The 19,239-nt window shown below is 73.5% G+C and carries 16 protein-coding genes; 9 read left to right on the plus strand and 7 right to left on the minus strand.

Annotated features, from left to right (window positions below; translation table 11 throughout):
- Positions 1 to 936: ABC transporter permease (locus tag E1265_RS10300; protein ID WP_207931031.1), on the minus strand; the 936-nt coding region annotated here is incomplete at its 3' end.
- A gap of 109 nt (positions 937 to 1,045) precedes the next feature.
- Between E1265_RS10300 and E1265_RS10305 the strand changes: the two genes are divergently transcribed.
- Positions 1,046 to 1,651, plus strand: coding sequence for a TetR/AcrR family transcriptional regulator (locus E1265_RS10305; RefSeq protein ID WP_132929956.1), 606 nt, complete (start codon positions 1,046 to 1,048; stop codon positions 1,649 to 1,651).
- 21 nt (positions 1,652 to 1,672) lie between these two features.
- Here the strand turns inward: E1265_RS10305 and E1265_RS10310 are convergent, their stop codons facing one another.
- On the minus strand, positions 1,673 to 2,464 hold the full coding sequence (locus tag E1265_RS10310) for a MerR family transcriptional regulator (RefSeq protein ID WP_132929957.1): 792 nt from the start codon (positions 2,462 to 2,464) through the stop codon (positions 1,673 to 1,675).
- A 145-nt stretch (positions 2,465 to 2,609) separates the two neighbouring features.
- Here E1265_RS10310 and E1265_RS10315 point away from each other — a divergent pair, with 145 nt between their 5' ends.
- From E1265_RS10315 to E1265_RS40655, 4 genes are all read left to right on the plus strand, one after another.
- Positions 2,610 to 4,097, plus strand: a complete 1,488-nt coding sequence (locus E1265_RS10315) for an NAD(P)/FAD-dependent oxidoreductase (protein WP_132929958.1) — start codon at positions 2,610 to 2,612, stop codon at positions 4,095 to 4,097.
- Positions 4,090 to 4,956, plus strand: coding sequence for an alpha/beta hydrolase (locus E1265_RS10320; protein ID WP_243740670.1), 867 nt, complete (start codon positions 4,090 to 4,092; stop codon positions 4,954 to 4,956). Before E1265_RS10315 ends, E1265_RS10320 begins: the two co-directional genes overlap by 8 nt.
- On the plus strand, positions 4,953 to 5,837 hold the full coding sequence (locus tag E1265_RS10325) for an SDR family oxidoreductase (protein ID WP_132929960.1): 885 nt from the start codon (positions 4,953 to 4,955) through the stop codon (positions 5,835 to 5,837). The genes E1265_RS10320 and E1265_RS10325 overlap by 4 nt, the downstream gene beginning before the upstream one ends.
- A gap of 151 nt (positions 5,838 to 5,988) precedes the next feature.
- On the plus strand, positions 5,989 to 6,255 hold the full coding sequence (locus E1265_RS40655; RefSeq protein WP_207931032.1) for a hypothetical protein: 267 nt from the start codon (positions 5,989 to 5,991) through the stop codon (positions 6,253 to 6,255).
- Positions 6,256 to 6,458: 203 nt separating this feature from the next.
- Here the strand turns inward: E1265_RS40655 and E1265_RS10335 are convergent, their stop codons facing one another.
- Together E1265_RS10335 and E1265_RS10340 are read right to left on the minus strand one after the other, a co-directional pair.
- On the minus strand, positions 6,459 to 6,641 hold the full coding sequence (locus E1265_RS10335; RefSeq protein ID WP_132929961.1) for a hypothetical protein: 183 nt from the start codon (positions 6,639 to 6,641) through the stop codon (positions 6,459 to 6,461).
- Positions 6,642 to 6,742: 101 nt separating this feature from the next.
- The gene (locus E1265_RS10340) at positions 6,743 to 10,312 is read right to left on the minus strand and encodes a S41 family peptidase (RefSeq protein ID WP_243740673.1); all 3,570 of its coding nucleotides are present in this window, start codon (positions 10,310 to 10,312) and stop codon (positions 6,743 to 6,745) included.
- A gap of 247 nt (positions 10,313 to 10,559) precedes the next feature.
- On the opposite strand from E1265_RS10340, the gene E1265_RS10345 reads away from it, so the two are divergent.
- The gene (locus E1265_RS10345) at positions 10,560 to 12,815 is read left to right on the plus strand and encodes an MMPL family transporter (RefSeq protein ID WP_132929963.1); all 2,256 of its coding nucleotides are present in this window, start codon (positions 10,560 to 10,562) and stop codon (positions 12,813 to 12,815) included.
- A 71-nt stretch (positions 12,816 to 12,886) separates the two neighbouring features.
- Here E1265_RS10345 and E1265_RS10350 read toward each other — a convergent pair whose 3' ends face one another.
- Positions 12,887 to 14,935, minus strand: a complete 2,049-nt coding sequence (locus tag E1265_RS10350) for a TetM/TetW/TetO/TetS family tetracycline resistance ribosomal protection protein (RefSeq protein ID WP_132929964.1) — start codon at positions 14,933 to 14,935, stop codon at positions 12,887 to 12,889.
- A 233-nt stretch (positions 14,936 to 15,168) separates the two neighbouring features.
- On the opposite strand from E1265_RS10350, the gene E1265_RS10355 reads away from it, so the two are divergent.
- On the plus strand, positions 15,169 to 15,930 hold the full coding sequence (locus tag E1265_RS10355; protein ID WP_132929965.1) for a hypothetical protein: 762 nt from the start codon (positions 15,169 to 15,171) through the stop codon (positions 15,928 to 15,930).
- Positions 15,931 to 15,967: 37 nt separating this feature from the next.
- Here E1265_RS10355 and E1265_RS10360 read toward each other — a convergent pair whose 3' ends face one another.
- Positions 15,968 to 17,623: a penicillin-binding transpeptidase domain-containing protein gene (locus tag E1265_RS10360; protein ID WP_132929966.1), complete on the minus strand. Its 1,656-nt coding sequence runs from the start codon at positions 17,621 to 17,623 to the stop codon at positions 15,968 to 15,970.
- A gap of 175 nt (positions 17,624 to 17,798) precedes the next feature.
- Between E1265_RS10360 and E1265_RS10365 the strand changes: the two genes are divergently transcribed.
- Both E1265_RS10365 and E1265_RS10370 read left to right on the plus strand, forming a co-directional pair.
- Entirely contained in the window at positions 17,799 to 18,098 is a 300-nt protein-coding gene (locus tag E1265_RS10365) for a hypothetical protein (protein ID WP_132929967.1), read from the plus strand.
- Positions 18,095 to 18,697: a hypothetical protein gene (locus E1265_RS10370; protein WP_132929968.1), complete on the plus strand. Its 603-nt coding sequence runs from the start codon at positions 18,095 to 18,097 to the stop codon at positions 18,695 to 18,697. The genes E1265_RS10365 and E1265_RS10370 overlap by 4 nt, the downstream gene beginning before the upstream one ends.
- A 7-nt stretch (positions 18,698 to 18,704) precedes the next feature.
- Here E1265_RS10370 and E1265_RS10375 read toward each other — a convergent pair whose 3' ends face one another.
- Positions 18,705 to 19,226, minus strand: coding sequence for a hypothetical protein (locus E1265_RS10375; protein ID WP_132929969.1), 522 nt, complete (start codon positions 19,224 to 19,226; stop codon positions 18,705 to 18,707).
- Positions 19,227 to 19,239 lie beyond the last annotated feature (13 nt).

Consider the following 19,239-nt stretch of genomic DNA (forward strand, 5'->3'; position numbering starts at 1 on the left):
GCTGGGGGTCGGGCGGCCGGCACCGAGCAGCACGGCCATGACGCCGGCCGCCGCCCAGGCGAGCAGCACGGTGAGCGGGAAGGCCGCCCCCTGCCCGTCGAAGTAGGAGACGGAGCGCAGCAGGCTGGCGCCGGCGCCGGTGGGCAGCAACTGGCCGAGCGTGCCGACCGGTTCCGGCAGCATCTCGGGCGCCGAGCCGGCGCCCGACCAGGGGTTGCCGAGCACCATCAGCAGCAGCGCGCCGAGCCCGATGCCGCGCGGGCCGAGCAGCGCGGCCGCGCCGGTGACGGTGGCGGCGCCGGCGAGGGCGAACACGCTGAGGGCGGCGGTGACCGGCAACCAGTCGCCGCCGAGCACGTCCAGCCAGCCGTGGCCCATCCAGGCCGTGAGCAGGCCGATCGCCGGCGCCCCGCAGCCCAGGGCGAGCAGCGCCCAGCGACCGCGCAGCCGGGTGGCGGTGATCGCCGCGCCGGTCGCGAGGCCGAAGATGGCCAGCGGCAGGACGCTGGCGGTGAAGGCGGCGCCGCGTGGGTCGGTGGCCGGCGCCGGCACCACGTCGACGACGGTCACCTCGCCGCGCTCCGCCGCCTGCCCGGCGGCGATCTGCTGGAGCAACTGGGCGACGGCGGGGCCGGCGGCCGAGGCGGTGAGGAGCCGCGGCTCCTGGCCGTCGGCGACGAACGCGCCGTAGATCTCGCGGTGCGTTATCGCCTCGCGGGCGGCGGCCTCGTCCGGGTAGCGGTGGACGTCGAACGCGCCGTCGGCGCCGGCGAGTTGGTTGGCGATCCGGTCGGTGGCCACGGGCGGGCCCGCGACGCCGACGGGGAGGTCGCGGGGGGCGGAGCGGGCGCCGGGCCAGACGAAGGCCCAGAGCATGAAGGTGATCAGCGCCGGCACGAGGAGGGCGACGATCAGCAGGCCGCGGCGGTGAGACACGGCGGAGCCTCCGAACATCAAAGAGAAGGATCATTCGTTTTACATTCATCACGGTGCTCCGCTCCGCGGCGGCTTGTCAAGAATGAATGTTCGTTTTATCTTCTTGGGTATGGCGCGCGTCTCCCAGGAGCACCTTGAGGCTCGCCGGCGGCAGATACTCGAGGGCGCCGCCCGCGTGTTCGCCCGTGACGGCTTCCACGGCGCCTCGATGCAGGACGTGTTGCGCGAGAGCGGCCTGTCCGCCGGTGCCGTCTACCGGTACTTCCCGAGCAAGGACGCCATGATCACGGCGCTCGCGACCGAGGTGCTCGGCGTGGTGCGTGCGGCGTTCGAGCCCATCGCGGCCGCCGAGCGGCCCAACCTGCCCGACGACATCGTCCACGCGCTCGACCGGGTCTGGTCCACCCTGCCCTACGCGCCCGCGCTGCTGCCCCACGTGTGGACGGAGACGCTGCGCAACCAGGAGTTGTCCACCGTGCTCCAGGAGGGCCTCGGGCGGCTGCTCGACCTGTGGGAGGCGCTGCTGGCCAGGTACCAGCGCAACGGCTGGATGCGCGGTGACGTCCCGCCGCGCGACGTCGCCCGCACCCTGCTCGCCTGCGTGCAGGGCTTCCTGCTCCAGCGGGTCATCTTCGGCGAGGCCGACGTGTCGATCCTGGCCAACGGCCTGCGCGGCCTGATGACCCTGCGGCAGCCGGGTCCGACGGAGTCCTAGGTTCTGCCGCCAGGGCAGGGCCTAGCTCTCGGTCGGCGGCTGGAACTTGGCGCCGAGGCGGCGGTCGACGGCCAGCGAGATCGCCGCCGACACCGCCCGCTTCACCAGCGGCCGCAGCCGCTCCAACGCCTCGGTGAGCCGCTCGACGTCCTCGGCCGACAGCGGATGCCGGTCGCCGTCCCGCCCGTCGTGCCCCAGCAACTCGGGGACCACGTGCGCGCGCAGCACCTCGGTGAACACCCCGGCCAACTCCTCGGCGTGGTCGCGCAACACCTGCCCGGCGACCAGCACCACGGGCAGCGGCAGGCCCTCCTCGACCAGCGCGGAGGTCGCCTCGAGCAACTCGCGGCTGAAGTGCACGATCTCGTCCCCGGCCACCGTGAGATAGCCGGTCTCCACCGCCGCCGCCAGGTTCTCCGGGGAGTCGCCGTCCGGCCAGTACGAGGCGAGCTCGGCGCGCGTCAGCCGCAACGGCCGCTCCTCGGCCCAGGGCGGCGGCTCGGTGGGCTGCGGCAACGGCTCGGCGAGACCCAGGAGTTCGGCCGTGCGCTCGGTGTCGTGGCCGGCGGTGAACGCGGCGATCAGCTCCGCTATGCCGCCCAGCGTGTGGCCGCGGGCCAGCAGTGCCGCGATGGTGCGCAGCCTGGACAGGTGGCTCTCGTCGTACCACGCCACCCGGCCGACGCGGCGTGGCGGCGGCAGCAGCCGACGCTCCCGGTAGTAGCGCAGGGTGCGCTCCGGTATGCCGGCCGCCTCCGCCAACTCGGCGGCCCGGTACTGGCCAGGTGCCTGGGGTGCCTCGGATGCGTGCACAGTTCGCAGTCTAGAGAGCGCACGCACCCTACCGGGCAGTAAGAAGCTGCCCTACACTCCCCAGCAACCCGCCAGTGATCACTGGCTCATTGCTGGCGCGCGACCGGTCACTTCCGCACGGGACACGGAAGGAGCTGAGCGACTGATGCATGTGAGGGTGGCGGTCGTCGGGGCCGGCTTCGGCGGCCTGGGGGCCGCGGTGCGGCTGCGCCGGCTCGGCGTCACCGACCTCCTGATCCTCGAACGCGCCGGCGCGGTGGGCGGCACCTGGCGCGACAACACCTATCCGGGCTGCGCCTGCGACATCCCCTCCCACCTCTACTCGTTCTCCTTCGCCCCCAACCCGCACTGGCCGCGCAGCTTCTCCGGGCAGCCGGAGATCCGCCGCTACCTGGAGCACCTGACCGACGGCTTCGGGCTACGGCCCCACCTGCGGCTCGACTCCGAGGTCACCGCGGCCCGTTGGGACGGCGACGCGCTGCACTGGGAGATCGATACCAGCACCGGGCCGCTCACCGCCGAGGTGCTGGTCTCCGCCACAGGACCGCTCTCCGAGCCGAGTCTGCCCGACGTGCCGGGCCTCGACGGCTTCCCCGGCGCCGTCTTCCACTCCGCCCGCTGGGACCACGGCGTCCCGCTGCGGGGCCGGCGGGTCGCCGTCGTCGGCACCGGCGCGTCGGCCGTCCAGTTCGTGCCCGAGATCCAGCGCGAGGTCACCGAACTCACCGTCTTCCAACGCACCCCGCCCTGGGTGCTCCCCAAGGGCGACCGACCCGTCACGGCCGCCGAGCGCGCCCTGTACTCCCGGCTCCCGTTCACCGGCACGCTCCGCCGCCAACTCGCCTGGGGACTCAGGGAACTCCAGGTCGGCGCCTTCGTCAGGCACCCCGAACGGATGCGCGCCGTCGAGCGCCTCGCCGCCCTCCACCTGCGCCGCGCCGTCCCCGACCCGGAGCTGCGCCACCGGCTCACCCCCGACTACCGCCTCGGCTGCAAGCGCGTCCTGCGCTCCAACGACTGGTACCCGACGCTCGCCAGACCCCACGTGCGGCTGGTCGCCTCCGGGCTGCGCGCGGTGCGCGGCGCCACCCTGGTCGCCGAGGACGGCCGCGAGACCACCGCCGACGTCCTCGTCCTCGGCACCGGCTTCCGGATCACCGACCAGCCCGTCGCGCGCCGCGTCACCGGCGCCCACGGCACCACCCTCGCCCACGAGTGGCGCGAGGGGATGGCCGCGCTGCGCGGCACCACGGCCGCCGGCTTCCCCAACCTGCTCACGGTCATCGGGCCCAACACCGGGCTCGGCAACAACTCGATGATCCTCATCATCGAGGCCCAACTCGCCTACCTGGCGGACTTCATGAGAAAACTCGCCGCCCTCGCGCCGCCCGGCGGCCGCGCCGCGCTCACCCCACGCCCGGACGCGGTGCGCGCCTGGCGCGGACTGCTGGCCGCCCGGCTGCGGAACTCGGTCTGGAACACCGGTGGTTGCCGCAGCTGGTACCTGGACGCCAGGGGCCGCAACACCACCGTGTGGCCCGGCACCATTGCCGAGTTCCGCCGCGTCACCGAGCAGGTCGACCTCGCCGAGTACGAGGTGCTGCGCCGCGAGGCGGTGGCCGCCCGTGCCTGACCGCGTCCAGTGGTCGACCGTCGTCTCCACCGGCGGAGCCCGACTGCACACCGAGGTGCACGGCCCGGAGGACCGGCCCACCGTCGTGCTGGTGCACGGCTGGGCCTGCGACACCGGCTTCTGGCGGCCGCTGCGCGAGCGGCTGCTGCCGGAACACCGGGTCGTCGTCTACGACCAGCGCGGCCACGGCCGCACCCCGGCCACCCCGGGCGCCTGCTCGCCAGAGGCGCTGGCCGACGACCTGTGCGCGGTGCTGACCGCCACCGTGCCGTCCGGCGCGCGTGCCGTCGTCGCCGGCCACTCGATGGGCGCCATGACCGTCGTGGCCGCCGCCGCGCGACCCGAGCTGCGCGACCTCGCCGCCGCGACCCTGCTCTGCTCCACCGGCGTCGACCGGCTCACCGCCGCCTCCACCGTCTTCCCGCTCCCGCCGGGCCGCGCCCGCGGCCGCGCCCAGCGACTGCTGCTGACGACCCGGCTGCCCTACGGCCCGGTCACCCCGCTCAGCCGCCAGCTGGTCCGCTACGTCACCATGGGCCGGGCGGCCACCGCCGAGCAGCGGCGCACGGTCGCCAGGATGGTCTCCTGCTGCCCGCGCCTGGCCCGCGCCGAGTGGGGCGGGATGCTCGCCGACCTCGACCTGTCACCGCTGCTGCCCCGCCTCGACCTGCCGACCACCGTGGTGCACGGCACCGTCGACCGGCTCACCCCCCTCGCCCACGCCCGCCGCACCGCCGGCCGGCTGCCCCGCCTCGTGGAACTCGTCGAACTGCCCGGCATAGGGCACATGGCCCCCTTCGAGGCCCCGGACCGCGTCATGCAACCGTTGATCGCCCTCGTGAAGGAGCACCTCCTATGAGCACACGCCGGCACGCGGTGCGCGGTCGGGTCGCTGTCATCACCGGAGGGGCGCGCGGCATCGGCGCCGCGCTGGCACGCACGCTGTCCGAGCGGGGCGCCACGGTCGCCCTGGTCGGCCTCGAACCCGACGAGTCACGGTCCGTGGCCGAGTTTCTGCCGGGACCCACGGGGCACTGGCACGCGGACGTCACCGACGAGGCCGCCATGGCCGAGGCGGCCCGACGGGTCGCCGAGCGGTTCGGCCGCGTCGACGTCGTCGTCGCCAACGCCGGGGTGGCCGCCGGCGGTCGCTTCGCCGACTCGGACGACGCCGGCTGGCGGCGCGTCATCGAGGTCAACGTCGTCGGCTCCGCCGTCACCTGCCGCGCCTTCCTGCCCGCGCTGCGGGCCAGCCGGGGCTACTTCCTCCAGATCGCCTCGCTCGCCGCCCTCACCCCGGCCCCGCTGATGACCGCCTACTGCGCCTCCAAGTCCGCCGCCGAGGCCTTCGCGCACGGCCTGCGGCCCGAGGTCGCGGACGACGGCGTCCGGGTGGGCGTCGCCTACCTCGGCTGGACCGACACCGACCTGCTGCGCGGCGTCGACGAGGACCCCGCCCTGCGCCTCGGCCGCTCGCTGCTGCCCTGGCCCACCAACCGCACCAACCCGCTCCCGCCCGCCGTGGCACGGCTCGCCGACGGCATCGAACGGCGCGCCGCCCACGTCTACGGCCAGCGCTGGGTCCGCGCCGCCCAGCCGCTGCGGCCCCTGATCCCGACCGTGCTCGCCAGCCCCTGGGCCGTGCGCCGGCTGCGCCGGGTGACCGGCCACCCACGCCACACCCTCGTGGGCCCGAGCGGCCGGGCGGCGACCCGGCCGCCCGAGGACGAGAACGCCTAGAACCGCCAGCGCGTCTGCGCGTAGTCGCCCTTGCGGAAGCCGAGGGCCACCAAGGGCCACCGAGGGCCGCAGCCGGTAGACGAGGGCCCGCTGGCCGAGGCGGTTCCTGAAGGCGCCCTCGTGGACCTCGTACCGCCAGTCCTCGCCGTACTTGGCGACGAACGCCTCCGCGACGCGGCGCAGCTCCGCCTCGTCGCCGACCGGCCGCGCGCTGCCCTCGACCACCAGGTCGAGCCCCCGGTCGAGCGCGCTGTCGCCGGTGGTCAGCACGCAGCGCGGATTGGCCGCCAGGTTCCGCACCTTCCGCTCGCCGGGCTGCCCGTCCGGGCGCACCGTGGAAAGCCAGTACACCTCGGCCTCCCGCAGCCCGCGCCGCGCCTCGGCCCAGGGCGTCGGCCGGCCGCCCGGCGCGCTGTAGCGGGGGTCGAGCTCGGTGCTCCGGGGCTCGGGCTCGCTGTCGCTGAAGTCGGCGGACGGCATGGGCGGCTCCTCGGCTGTGCGACGAAGGGTGCTGGAACGCCGACCGTCGCCGGCCGCGGAACTCATCGGTCGCGACACGCGTGCGTGGGGCGCGCCCGTCGCCGGGCCCGCCCCACGTCGTCGGCCGTCATCGGCCGGTCGTCACCGGTCGCGGTCCTCGTCCAGGGCGCTGCCGCGCAGGTCCTTGCCACGCTGGGACATGTCGCCCTGGCCGCGCCCCTGTCCCCCCTCCTGCCTGTGCTGGGTGCCCCTGCCGCTCATGGCCTGTCTTGCGCGGTCCTGGAGCTGCTGGGCCTTCTCCCTGAGCTGGTCCGCTATGCCCATGCGCTGCCACTCCTCACCTACACGTCGAAGAAACCGTGGCTCTTCCAGCGTGTCACGATCGGGTGAAGCGCGCATATCGGATCAATCTCGCTCCCGTCGGGTCAGTCGGGCCGGCCGGTGGTGCGGGGCGGCAGCGGCGGTCGCCGCCGGTCCGGGATGTCCCGGTAGCCGGGCGGCGAGGCGGCCGGTCGCCGCTCAAGCAGGTCGAGCGCCACCCGCACCGCCGTGTCGAGCACCACGGAACGCCCCTCGGCCCAGTCGATCGGCGACCGCACCGCCTCGATGTCCGGCTCGACCCCCCGGTTCTCGACGGTCCAGCCGTACGTGTCGAACCAGGCCGCGTTCATCGGCACGGTGATGTCCGTGTCGTCGGCCAGCTGGTGCTCCCCGGTGATCCCGACCACCCCGCCCCAGGTCCTGCCGCCCACCACGGGCCCCAGCTTCAGCAGCCGGAACGCGGCCGTGATCATGTCGCCGTCCGACGCGGTCGCCTCGTCGGCCACCGCCACCACCGGGCCGCGCGGCGCGTTCGAGGTGTACGAGACCGGCTGCGCGTGCCGCGTCAGGTCCCAGCCCAGGATGGTGCGGCTCAGCTTCTCGATCACCAACTCGCTGATGTTGCCGCCCGCGTTGCCCCGCACGTCCACGATCAGCGCCTGCCGGGAGAACTCCATCCGCAGGTCACGGTTGAACTGCGCCCACCCGGAGCCGCCCATGTCCGGGATGTGCACATAGCCGCAGCGCCCGCCGCTCAGCTCGCGCACCAGCTCGCGGCGCCTGGTCACCCAGTCCTGGTAACGCAGCGGCCGGTCGTCGATCAGCGGCATCACCGCGATCCTGCGCTGCCTGCCGTCCTCCTCCGTGAACGCCAACTCCACACTGGTGCCGCCCGTTCCGGCGAGCAGCGGCCATGGGCCCGCCACCGGGTCCACCGGCCGGCCGCCGACGTGCGTCAGCACCGCGCCCTCCCGCACCCCGCTGCCGGCCAACGGCGAACGCGCCCTGGAATCCGAGGAGTCACCCGGCAGGATGCGCGTCACCTGCCACGAACCCTCTCTGGTGCGTGAGAAGTTGACGCCGAGCAGACCCTGCGCCCGCTGGTAGTGCGCCGGTCCCTCGTTGCGGCGGGCCGGGGTGACGTAGGCGTGCGAGGTGCCGAGCTCGCCCAGCGTCTCCCAGAGCAGGTCCGCGAACTCGTCCGGGCTGGCGACCCGTTCGACCAGCGGCCGGTACTGGTCGAGCACGGCGGGCCAGTCCACGCCGCCCATCCCCGGCTCCCAGAAGTAGTCGCGCACGATGCGGCCGGCCTCGTTGAACGACTGCCGCCACTCGGCGGCCGGTTCGGACGTGTGCACGATCCGGCGCAGGTCGACGTGGACGGTTGAGTCGCTGTCGCCGCTCTCCGTGGCCGGGACGGCCCGCAACTCCTCGTCCTCGCACACCACCAGCCGGGTGCCGTCGCCACTCGGCACGAACCAGTCGACGTCGTCGGTGAGTTCGGTGCGCTTGTTCTTGGCCGGATCGAAGTGCTCGAGGGTGGGCTTGCCCGAGGTGTCGTCCGGATTGACGAACGTCTCGCCGAGCGCGCCGGAGATCGGCCACCGCAGCCACACCAGGCCGCCACCGGCTACCGGATGCAGCGAGCTGTACTTCGACGCGGCGACGGGGAACGGCGTCACCCGGCTGCCGAGCCCCTCCGCCTCGACCTGCACGGCGCCCTCCTCGCCGCCCGCGTCATCCGGATCGAGCCCACCGGCGGCCGGCCGCCCCTCGGGCGTGATCGCGAACGGCGAACGGGTGGCGGAGGACAACGGCACCAGGTACGGGCGGCAGCCGAGCGGGAAGGACAGGTCGCCGGTGTGGACGTCGTAGACCGGGTCGAACCCACGCCACGACAGGAACGCCAGGAACCGGCCGTCACTGGTGAACACCGGCTCCTCGTCCTCGAACCTGCCGTCCGTGACGTCGATGATGGTGACCTCCTCGACGCCCAGCTTGGCGATCTTGATCTGCGTCAACGAGCGGCCGATCCCGGGGTGCGCCCAGGCCAACCACTGCGAGTCGGGCGAGAACGCGAGATCCCTGACGGGGCCGTTGACGGAACGAATCACCTCCATGGCCTTGCGGCCTGCCGCGTCCCCGGCCTTGCGGCCTGCCGCCTCCTCCCCACCGGTCGCCTCGCCGGCGGCCGAACCGGGCACGCCCCCGTCGGACTCCGAACCCGCCGCGGAGGGCCCCGCGTCCCCCGCCTCCGGCACGACCACGACCGGTCCGGCCGCCGCCAGGCCGGCTTCGCCGGCGGCGGGCTCGTGTCCGGCCGCCTCGGCGCCATGCGCCTGCGGCGTGGCGTCGCTGCTGGGCTGGCGCCCGCCGGCCGCGCCGGCCGCCAGGCCGGCGGTAGCCGGCTCTTGCCGCGCCGGAGGCGCGGCCGGTTCCTCCCGCGCCTCCGGCGCGGTTGGTGGGGGGACTTCGATGAGGAGGAGGCGGCCGTCGTGGGTGGCGGCGGCCAGGAGTTCGCCGTCGGGGGAGGCGTGGAGTTCGCGGACGTGGCCGAGGTCGCCGGTGGCGAGGCGGAGCGGCGCGACGTCGCCGCTGGCGCGCGGGAGGTAGGCGATCTCTATGGCGTCCTCGCCCGAGGCGTCCGTCACATAGGCGATGCGGCCCGTGTCGCCCAGCATCTCGGGGAGCCTGACCCGCACCCCCGTCGTCGCCGAGAGGGCCCGCGCCGGGCCGTCGCGGTGGGTGAGCCAGTAGAGCGCGCCCCGCACGCAAACCGCGCTGGCGCGGCCCGTCGTGTCGACGGCGAGCGCGTCGACGTTGGCGGCCGTCCGCACCTGGTAGGGGCGGCGGCCGGTGCGCGGGCCGCCGAGGCGGACGTCGAGGCGGCGGGGGCGTGACCCGGGGGTGAGCTCGTCGACCAGCCACAGTCCGCCCCCGCACTGGTAGACGACCCGCCGGCCGTCCGTCGCCGCGTGGCGGGCGTAGTACGCGTCGTGGTCGGTGTGCCGCCACAGCTCCGTGCCGTCCGGCCGGCAGGAGTAGAGGTTGGCGACCCCCTCGTGGTCGGAGAGGAACGCGACCCGGTCGCCCACCAGCATCGGGCAGTCGAGGTGGCCCTCGAGGTCGGCGAGGAGCCGGCTGCCGTGGTACCAGAGCTTGCCCATGGCGCCGCCGCGGTAGCGCTTCCACGCGGCCGGCTCGTGCGGCGCCTTGCCCGTCAGCAGCAGGGTGCGGCGGTCCGCGCCGGCGCCGGAGACCGCGATGTCGGCGACCGGCCCCCACGGCAGCTGCTCGCCCGGGCCACCCGCCGTCGGCACCGTGTACGACCAGGTGAAATGGGAGAACGGCTGGTTGTGCGAGCTCACCGCGAGCACCCGGCTCTCGCCCGACGCGTCGGGCGGCGTCCACCCCCGGACCCGGGTGTCGTAGGAGGCCCAGTGCGTCAGCTGGCGGGCCGGGCCGCCGCCGACCGGCAGCAGGTGGATCTCGGGATCCAGGGTGCGCCAGCTGGTGAACGCGATCAGGTCTCCGTTGGGGGAGAATCGAGGATGTCCGACCTGGGTCCGGTCGGCGGTCAGCCGCCAGGCCCGCTCGGACGTCCGGCCGGGGGCTGGCAAGGGGGCCAGCCAGAGATCGTCCTCGGCGACAAAGCACAGTGAGTCACCGTGCATGTGCGGGAAGCGTGGATACGCGTCGGCAGTTGAGTTGGATTCGTCGCTCACGGTTCCCATGCTTCGGCTCGCCGAATACACCGGCAAGTCACCGAAGGCCGACAAGAGGCGGGAAATGTGACCTCAGTCACCTTTTTTTGTGGGGGCTCACCCTGTCCGGCTGGCATCGCGTCTCGTCGCATGAGCTGACAAATCTCATCTCCCGATCACGACCGATCCACGACACCCGGACAGGAGACCCTGCCCCGTGGCCACCTTTCTCTACAAACTCGGCCGGCTAAGCTTCCGGCGCCGCTGGTGGGTGGCGCTGAGTTGGGTGGTGCTGCTTTTCGCCATCGGCACCGCCGCTTCGAACGCCGGCGATCCCCCTGAGGAATCGTTCTCGCTGCCTGGCACGGAGACCGAGCAGGCCCTCAACCTGCTGGAGAGTGAGTTCCCCGCAGCCAACGCCGAGGGCGTTGGTTCCACCGTCGTCTTCCAGGCCCCGGAGGGCGAGCAGCTCACCAGCCCGGAGAACGAGGCCGCCGTCCGCGAGACCCTCTCGGCGCTGCAGGAGGCCGACCACGTCATCTCGGTGAACGACCCGTTCGTCGAGGGCTCGGGCCAGGTCAGCCAGGACGGGCGCACCGCCTTCGCCGAGGTCGAGTACAACGCCTCCTTCGCGGACATCACCGAGGAGATGCAGCAGGAGCTGTTCGACGCCATGGAGCTGGCGGAGGACGGCACCGGGCTCACCGTCGAGGCCCAGGGCGAGGTCGCCATGGGCCCGCAGGAGATGGGCGGCGCCGCCGAGCTGATCGGCGTCGGGGTCGCGGCCGTCGTGCTGGTCATCACCTTCGGCTCGCTGATCGCCGCCGGCGTGCCGCTGCTCACCGCGCTGATCGGCGTCATGATCGGCTCGATGGGCATCACCGCCCTGGCCGCCACCCTGGGCCTCTCCGGGGAGACCGGCATCCTGGCAACGATGATCGGCCTCGCGGTCGGCATCGACTACGCGCTCTTCATCGCCTTCCGCTACCGGGCCGAGCTGATCGAGGGGCACAGCCGCGAGGAGGCCGCCGGTCGCGCGGTCGGCACCGCCGGCTCGGCCGTGGTCTTCGCCGGCCTGACGGTGATCATCGCGCTGGCCGGCCTGGCCATCGTCAACGTGCCGATCCTCACCAAGATGGGACTGGCCGCCGCGGCCGCCGTCGTCATCGCCGTGCTGATCGCGCTGACCCTGGTGCCGGCCGTGCTGGGCATGGTCGGCAAGCGGATCTTCGGCCGCCGGGTGCGCAAGGCCAACCCGGAGACCGGCGTCCCGGCTCCGGTGCCCGTCGATGGCAAGCAGAACGCGGGCACCCGCTGGTCCCGCTGGATACTCCGCCGCCCGGCCATGGTGCTGGTGGCCGCCGTGCTCGGCCTCGGCGTGCTGGCCGTGCCGGTCGCCAGCATGGAGCTCGGCCTGCCGGACAACAGCACCCAGCCCGAGGACACCACGCAGCGCAAGGCGTACGACATGCTGAGCGAGGGCTTCGGCCCCGGCTTCAACGGCCCGCTGATGATGGTGCTCGAGGGCGGTGACGGCACCGACCTCACGGCCGCCGCCGAGACCCTGCGCTCGGAGCTCGACGGCTACGACGATGTCGTGGCCACCACCCCGGCCATGCCCAACGAAAACGGCACGGTCGCCATCGTCAACGCCTTCCCGGGGTCGAGCCCGGCCAGCACCGAGACCACCGACCTGGTCTCCCACCTGCGAGACGACTTCGCGCCCGACTTCGAGGCCGAGACCGGCGTGCAGCTGTACATCTCCGGCACGACCGCGATCAACAGCGACTTCTCCCAGGTGATGAACGACGCGCTGGTCCCGTACCTGGCGCTCGTGGTCGGCCTGGCGTTCATCCTGCTGGTGCTCGTCTTCCGGTCGATCCTGGTGCCGCTGAAGGCCGCGCTCGGCTTTTTGCTCTCCGTGCTGGCCGCGCTCGGCGCCGTCGTCGCGGTCTTCCAGTGGGGCTGGGCCGCCAACCTCATCGGAGTCGAGGAGACCAGCCCGATCATGTCGATGATGCCGATCTTCATGATCGGTGTGATCTTCGGTCTGGCCATGGACTACGAGGTCTTCCTGGTCACCCGGATGCGTGAGGCCCACGTCCACGGCGAGGGCTCGCACCAGTCCGTGGTCACCGGCTTCCGCCTCAACGCCCGGGTGGTCACCGCCGCCGCGGCCATCATGATCAGTGTGTTCGCCGGCTTCGCCGTGACCTCGAGCGAGGACATGGTCAAGATGATGGGCTTCGGCCTCGGCATGGCGGTCCTGCTGGACGCGTTCGTGGTCCGCATGACCATCGTCCCGGCGCTCATGGGCCTGCTGGGCGAGCGCGCCTGGTGGCTGCCGAGGTGGCTGGACCGCATCCTGCCCAACGTCGACGTGGAGGGTGAGTCCCTGGAGAAGTACCTCAAGGCCAACGGCAAGGGCCGTGACGCGCTCGAGAAGGAGCGGGAGCCGGCTGGCGTCAGCTGAGCCGCGCCGATCCCGGCCGTTCGAGCCGCACACCGGGAGTCGTGAGAGGAGCCCGGCGCCGAGCGCGAGTTCTACCGGTGTCGCTCGTCAACGCCGGTTGACGTGGCGCCCCCACCGCCCGGGACCCGACGCACCACCCGGAGCAGGTACTCCTTGCGGTTGAGGGGGTTCGCGTCGGTCCGCGGACGCTCGGGCGCCGGGCCCCGCACCGGCCGGTAGTGGTGGAAGGCGGCCTCGAGCAGCCCCTCGCCGCTGGTCAGCGTCGGCAGCCGCTGCTCCAAGTCGTGGACGCGGGCGGCCGGGATGTCGCCCTCGATCACCACCAGGTCCCCGCTGTTCGCCGTCGTGTGCGGCACGGCGTCGAGCCTGGCCAGCACCGGGAGCAGCACCCCGGGCGACGCCTCGGGGGCCTCGATCCGGAACCGGTGCAGGGGCTCGTGGACCACGGTGCCGGCCCGCCGCAGCGCGGTCATCAGCACCAGCGGGGTCAGCTGCCGGAAGTCGGCCCCCGTGCTCGACATGCTCTTGTCGAAGATGGCGTGCGCGTGGCTCTGGCGCGGCGCGTAGCCGGAGTGGGTCATGGTGACCACGCAGTCCGGGATCGGCCAGCCGTGCGGCCCCTGGGCCAGCGTCTCGCGGACGGTGTCCTCGACGGCCCGGAAGAACGCGTAGGGCATGGAGCCGAGTTCGACGCCGAGCCGGAAGGTCACGCCCGCGCCGTCCGGCGCCGGCTCGACCCGCAGGCCCACGGTGGCCAGGAACGGGTTGTCGTCCTTCCCCTTGAACTCGGCCGCCTCCCCGACCCCGGCCAGCCGCTCCACGTGGAGGGTCGTGGTGGGGTGCGGGACCACCTCGATGCCGAACTCCTCGGCCAGCGTGGCCTGGATGACCTCCTTCTGCACCTCGCCGTAGAGCGAGACGTGGATCTCCTGCCGGAGTTCGTCCCGCCGCAGGTTGATCAGGGGGTCCTGCTCGGCGAGTTCGGTGAGCGCGGCGTGCAACGCGCCCCGGTCGGCGGGGTGCGCCGGGGCGACCACCGTCTCGAGCGAGGGCGGCGGGAAGTACCGCTCGGCCGCGCCCACCGGGCCCGGGTCGCCGACGGCGTCGCCGATCCGGACGGCCGCGAGACCGCTCAACAGGCCGATCTGGCCGGCGGACACGGACCCGCGGCGCGCCGTGCCGCCGCGCTCGAACACGGCGACGCCCGTCACCTTCGCCTCCCGGCCGGCGCCGAAGCACACCGTGTCGCGGACCGACACGGTGCCGGCGCGCATCCGGACGTAGGCGAACTTCTCGCCGCCAGGGCCGCGTTCGATCTTGAAGACGGTGCCCGCCGGCTCGCCATCGGGCGCGCCGGTGGCGGCCGGCAGCAACGCTTGGATCCCGCCGGCGAGTTGGTCGACGCCGGCGCCGGTGATGGCCGAGCCGAAGAACAGCGGGTGGACCAGGGCGCGCCCGGTCTGCGCGGCGAGCGCCGCCCGCAGCCGGTCGGGTCCGAGCCGCCCCGGCTCCTCGTCGACGTACGCGGCGAGCAGCGCGTCGTCGTGCTCGGCCAGCACCTCGGAGAGGCGGGCGGTGAAAGCCGGTTCCGCCGGGTCGAACGGCGTGCAGTCGGCGTCCCGGGTGCCGAGCCGACGTGGGACGCCCATCGGGACCACGGCGGGGGAGAGCCTCCGGGCGATCTCGTCGAGCAGCGTGCCGTGCCGGGCGCCGGCGCGGTCGATCTTGTTGACGAAGAGCAGGGTGGGGATGCGCAGCCGGCGCAGCGTGTGCAGCAGCACGCGGGTCTGTGCCTGCACCCCCTCGACGGCCGAGACGACGAGCACGGCGCCGTCGAGCACGCCGAGCACCCGCTCGACCTCGGCGATGAAGTCGGGGTGTCCTGGGGTGTCGATCAGGTTGACGGTGCGGTCGCCGAGGGCGAAGGAGACGACGGCCGACCGGATGGTGATGCCGCGCCGCCGCTCCAGCGCGAGCGAGTCGGTCTGGGTGCTGCCGGCGTCGACGCTGCCGATCTCGTCGATGACCCCGGCGTCGTACAGCAGCCGTTCGGTCAGGCTGGTCTTGCCGGCGTCAACATGGGCCAGGATGCCCAGGTTGAGAAAGATGGGCTTGCTCACAGAGCGTCAGGTCCTCTGGGTCGAAGGGGGTTTCCTGCTTCGCGGACGCGGACGCTGTCCTCATCTCCGACTCCTCCCTCTCCCGGAGCTCCTGATGCTCGTGGTGGTGGCCGAGGGAGTACAACAGACCGCCGCCTGGGCGGCAACCGATTTGCGGTGCCGGGGTTATGGTTATGTCGACAAGGTGATCAAACCGGGAGGCAATGGTGCGACGCGGTCCGGGAAAGCCCCTGTTGACGGCCTTGTTGGCGGCTCTCGTGGCCCTCGTCCTTGGCGGCCCGCTGGCCGCGCCCGCCTCGGCCGCGGCTCCGCCGTCCGGGTGCGTCCCGGAGATCCCGCTCGACGACACCGCGGGCGCCGAGCGTCTGCTGGCGCGGGTCGACGCGCTGGAGGCCGCCGGCCGCGGCCGGGCGGAGATCGACGCGGCGCTCGCCGAGGAGGCGTGCCTGGTGCGGGCCAGCGCGGCGGCGGCCGAGGTGCCGTCGACGTCCAACCTGGTGGTCGCCACGCCCGACGTCTACCGGATCGCCACGGTCAACGGGCGGGACCGCTGGGTGGCCATGACCGACTGGGACTTCCAGTCCCTGCCCGCCTACCCCATGACGGGCCGCCAGGCCGTCACCACCTGGTTCGACTCGGCGATCACCCCGATCCTCCAGGTGGTCCACCACAGCGGCACCACCGACGAGTTCCCCAACACCAGCAGCGAGGCGGCGGCCGCGGTCAACGCCTACGGCGTCGGCTTCCTGATCACCCCGGCCAAGTCCGCCACCGACATGAACGTGGCCACCGGGCGCTCGGCCCTGGTCTTCGAGGGCAGCGGCGGGGTCTGCAAGACGCTGACGGCGCGCGGCGCGTTCGCCCACACCTGGTACGGCACCGACATCGGCTCGCTGTCCGTCGCCGCCGCGGGACCCACCTTCGGCTGGACCGACACTGCCTACCGGGCCCTCAACGTGAGTCAGCCGGCGACGGTCGCCAACGTGTGTGGCTGACCGTCGCCGGCTGCTGACGACGCGGGACGGGCCCGGGCTACGGCGCGGCGCGCAGCACGTCCGCGACGACCGGTCCCGCGTTGCTGCCGCCGTGTCCCGAGTTGGGGACGACGGCGGCGACGGCCAGGTCGTTGCGGTAGGCGGTGAACCAGGCGTTGGGCTTGTCCTGGCCGTCGACCTCGGCGGAGCCGGTCTTGGCGCCGATGTCGCCGCCGAGGCCGGCCATCGCCTCGGCCGCCGTGCCGTTGGTCGCCGTGCGGTTCATCAGCCCGCGCAGCTCCTGGGCCGTGCCGGCGCTCAGGCCGCTCGCGGTGGCGAACTCGCGGTCGTCGAAGGACTGCGGGACCAGGTAGGGCTGGAGGAAGCCGCCGTTGCGCACGGTGGCGGAGACCGAGGCCATGGTCATCGGGTTCATCCGCACCCCGCCCTGGCCGATCAGCGAGGCGGCCATCTGGGCGTCGGACTGGGTGGGCACCGAGCCGTCCATGGTGGTGGTGCCGACCTGCCAGGTCATGCCCAGGCCGAAGGCGTCGCGGGCCTGGTTGCCGAGCGCGTCGTCGGAGAGCTCGGGGGCTTGGCTGATGAAGGCGGTGTTGCAGGAGGCGGCGAAGCTGTCGGCGAAGGTGCCGCCCTCGATCTCGAACTCGTCGAGGTTCTGGAACCGCCAGCCGCCGACCTCGAAGTACTGCGGGCAGGGGTGCGGGGCGTTCGCCGAGGCCAGGCCCTCGTCGATGAGCAGCGAGGCGGTGACGATCTTGAAGGTGGAGCCCGGCGCGTAGGAGCCCTCGAGCGCCGTGTTGAAGCCGTCGGCCGGGGAGTTGGCGATGCCCTGGATGGCGCCGGTGCTTGGCTGGATGGCGACGACCGAGGCGTTGCTCTTGCCGGCGACGGCGGCCTCGGCGGCGGCCTGGATGGTCGGGTCGATGGTGGTGGGCACCTGCCCCGCGGAGGGCTCGGCGAGCGCGAGCAGCTGCGCGACGGTCTCGCCCTCGGCGTCCACGATCCTGGTCTCGGCGCCCGCGCTGCCGCCGGACTCCTCGGCGTACCGCTCGCGCAGGTCCTCAAGGATCGGCGCGAGGGTCGGGTGCTCCTCGGCGGTGAGCACGGCGCCCGTGGCGTCAAGCACCTCGACCGGGGGCAGCTCGTCGAGCGGCCCGGTGACGATGGACTGGCCGTCGGCGAGGTCCGGGTGGAGCACCGAGGGCTCCCAGTCGACGACGGGCTCGCCGGTGTCGGCATCCCGGGTGACGGTCAGCTCGGAGGAGTAGCTCCACTCGGCCGGGTCGACCGCCTCGTCCTCCTCGTAGGCCACCACCGCGTCAACCGCGAAGCCGACCCGCTCGCCGCTCGGCGCCTGGGGCGTGACAGTGAGCTGAGAGACGGCCGCGTCCTCGACGAGCGAGGTCAGCGCGGCCGTGGCGGCCTCGGGGTCGTCGGTCAGCTCGGCCGCGGCGGCCGCGTCGCCCGCGGCCCAGGCGTCGAGGAAGGCGCCCGAGGTCCTGAGCACCTCCTCGGCGCTCGGCGGCCCGCTCTCCACGCCCTCGCCCGGCTCGTCGTCCGAGGTGGCGGCGACGTTGCCCCGCTCGCCGTCCTCGGTGTCGCCGCCGAGCAGGCTGTAGGCCCCGAACCCAAGCACCGAGACGACCGCCGCGCACGTCCCGGCAATAACGGCGACACGCTGTCCGCTCCGCATCTGCCCTACCCCTCGATCACCCCATGAGCGCCTCTGCGAGGCGTCCGTCCGGGCAGCCTACCCGCTACCCGCGGTATCGCTGACGGCAGCCCGGCGTCACCACGGGGCGACCACTCCGCCGGAGCGTGTCAACGATTCCTTGACAAGCCCACAAATGTCAAGGAAACCTTGACGCATGGAATCTCGTGCGGAATCGACCCCGGAACCGAACCCTCAACCAACACACCACCCGACCACCGGACTCGCCCTGCTCTCCGGGCTCCTCTGCGCCTTCGGCGCGCTGCTCGCCCTCCAGACGCTGACGGACAGCGACCTGATGCTGATCCCCCTCGGCGCGCTCGCGCTGACGATCTTCGTCGCCGGCGCCGTGCTCGCCGCCAGGACGGCACGGGCGCGGGCCGACGCCGCCCGCCTCGCCGAGCTCGAACCCCTCCCGCCCGCCGACGACCGGCGCGCCGGCGGGGGCCGGGCATGACCGAGCCGCGCGCCGAGGGGCTGACCGAGACGGAGGAGACCGCGCTGCGCGAGGCCGTCGCCGAGGCCGTGCTCGCCGTCCGCGCCCAGAGCCGCGCCGGCCTCGGCAGCGACCCCGCGGCCCACCTGCTGATGGTCGCCGCCTCCCGGGTCGCCGCCGAGGAGACCGGCCGGCTGCTGCGCCAGTCCATCAACGGGGCGCGCGCCGCCGGACACAGCTGGGAGGTCGTCGGCCGGCTGCTCGGCATCAGCCGCCAGGCCGCGCAGCAGCGCTTCGGCACCCCGACCGCCGCCCCGCCGCCGGCCGCCACCGGAGGACACCGCCGGGTGCTCTCCCCGCTCAACGCCTTCAACGAGATGGACGCCCTGGCCGAGTCGGGACGCCGCGGCTGGCACGTCGTCGACTACGGCCACCTCCACCATCTCGTCGAGTCCTCCCCCCGGCAGTGGGAACACCAGCGCCTGTGGTGGCCCACCCGCCGCCGGCGCCGCCGGATGGCCGAGCAGGGCTGGCAGCTGATCGTCCCCAGCGACTTCGACTCGCCCTGGGCCTACTACAAGCGCCCCCTCGACCTGCCGGCGGAACCCGGCCTCTCCTGACGGCCGGTCAGGAGAGGCCCGCCTGCTGTGCCTTCCCGTCGAGCTGGCCGCCGTAGCCGGCCCCGGTCCAGACGTAGTGCCGGAACTGCTCCGGGGTCATCACCCCCGGCCAGCCGGAACCCGGGTAGAACACGCCCCGGCACTGGTAGCAGTAGCGCGCCCCGGCGCTGAGCGCCTCCGCCCGCGGCCTCCCGGCCCGCACCCGGCGGTCGTCCCTGACCTCGTCGCGGATGATGGCGAACGTGGCCACCAGGATGAGCACCGCGGCGACGGCGCCGACCGCCGTGAGCCACGGCAGGTCACGCTCCTCGGCGTAGTACGCCCCGGCGGAGCCGGCGACGACGGCGATGAGCACGCCCTCGACGGAGTGTATGAACCAGTCCCCACCGGACGCCGGCGCGATCGCCAGCCGGGTCGACAGCCTCTCGGACCGCCCCCGCTTGTCCACCCGGGCCTCGGCCACCGGCACGTTCTCCCACGTCCGGCACCCGGGACACACCACCGGACCGTTCACCTCGCCGTTCGTCATGCGCCCATGGTGA

The sequence above is a fragment of the Streptomyces sp. 8K308 genome, from assembly GCF_004348315.1.
Lineage (GTDB): Bacteria > Actinomycetota > Actinomycetes > Streptomycetales > Streptomycetaceae > Streptomyces.

Coding starts and splice junctions, on each gene's coding strand:
- E1265_RS10375 (WP_132929969.1), bottom strand. CDS start 19,226: ATGACGAACGGCGAGGTGAACGGTCCGGTGGTGTGTCCCGGGTGCCGG.
- E1265_RS10365 (WP_132929967.1), top strand. CDS start 17,799: ATGGAATCTCGTGCGGAATCGACCCCGGAACCGAACCCTCAACCAACA.
- E1265_RS10360 (WP_132929966.1), bottom strand. CDS start 17,623: ATGCGGAGCGGACAGCGTGTCGCCGTTATTGCCGGGACGTGCGCGGCG.
- E1265_RS10305 (WP_132929956.1), top strand. CDS start 1,046: ATGGCGCGCGTCTCCCAGGAGCACCTTGAGGCTCGCCGGCGGCAGATA.
- E1265_RS10325 (WP_132929960.1), top strand. CDS start 4,953: ATGAGCACACGCCGGCACGCGGTGCGCGGTCGGGTCGCTGTCATCACC.
- E1265_RS10370 (WP_132929968.1), top strand. CDS start 18,095: ATGACCGAGCCGCGCGCCGAGGGGCTGACCGAGACGGAGGAGACCGCG.
- E1265_RS10315 (WP_132929958.1), top strand. CDS start 2,610: ATGCATGTGAGGGTGGCGGTCGTCGGGGCCGGCTTCGGCGGCCTGGGG.
- E1265_RS10335 (WP_132929961.1), bottom strand. CDS start 6,641: ATGGGCATAGCGGACCAGCTCAGGGAGAAGGCCCAGCAGCTCCAGGAC.
- E1265_RS10340 (WP_243740673.1), bottom strand. CDS start 10,312: ATGCACGGTGACTCACTGTGCTTTGTCGCCGAGGACGATCTCTGGCTG.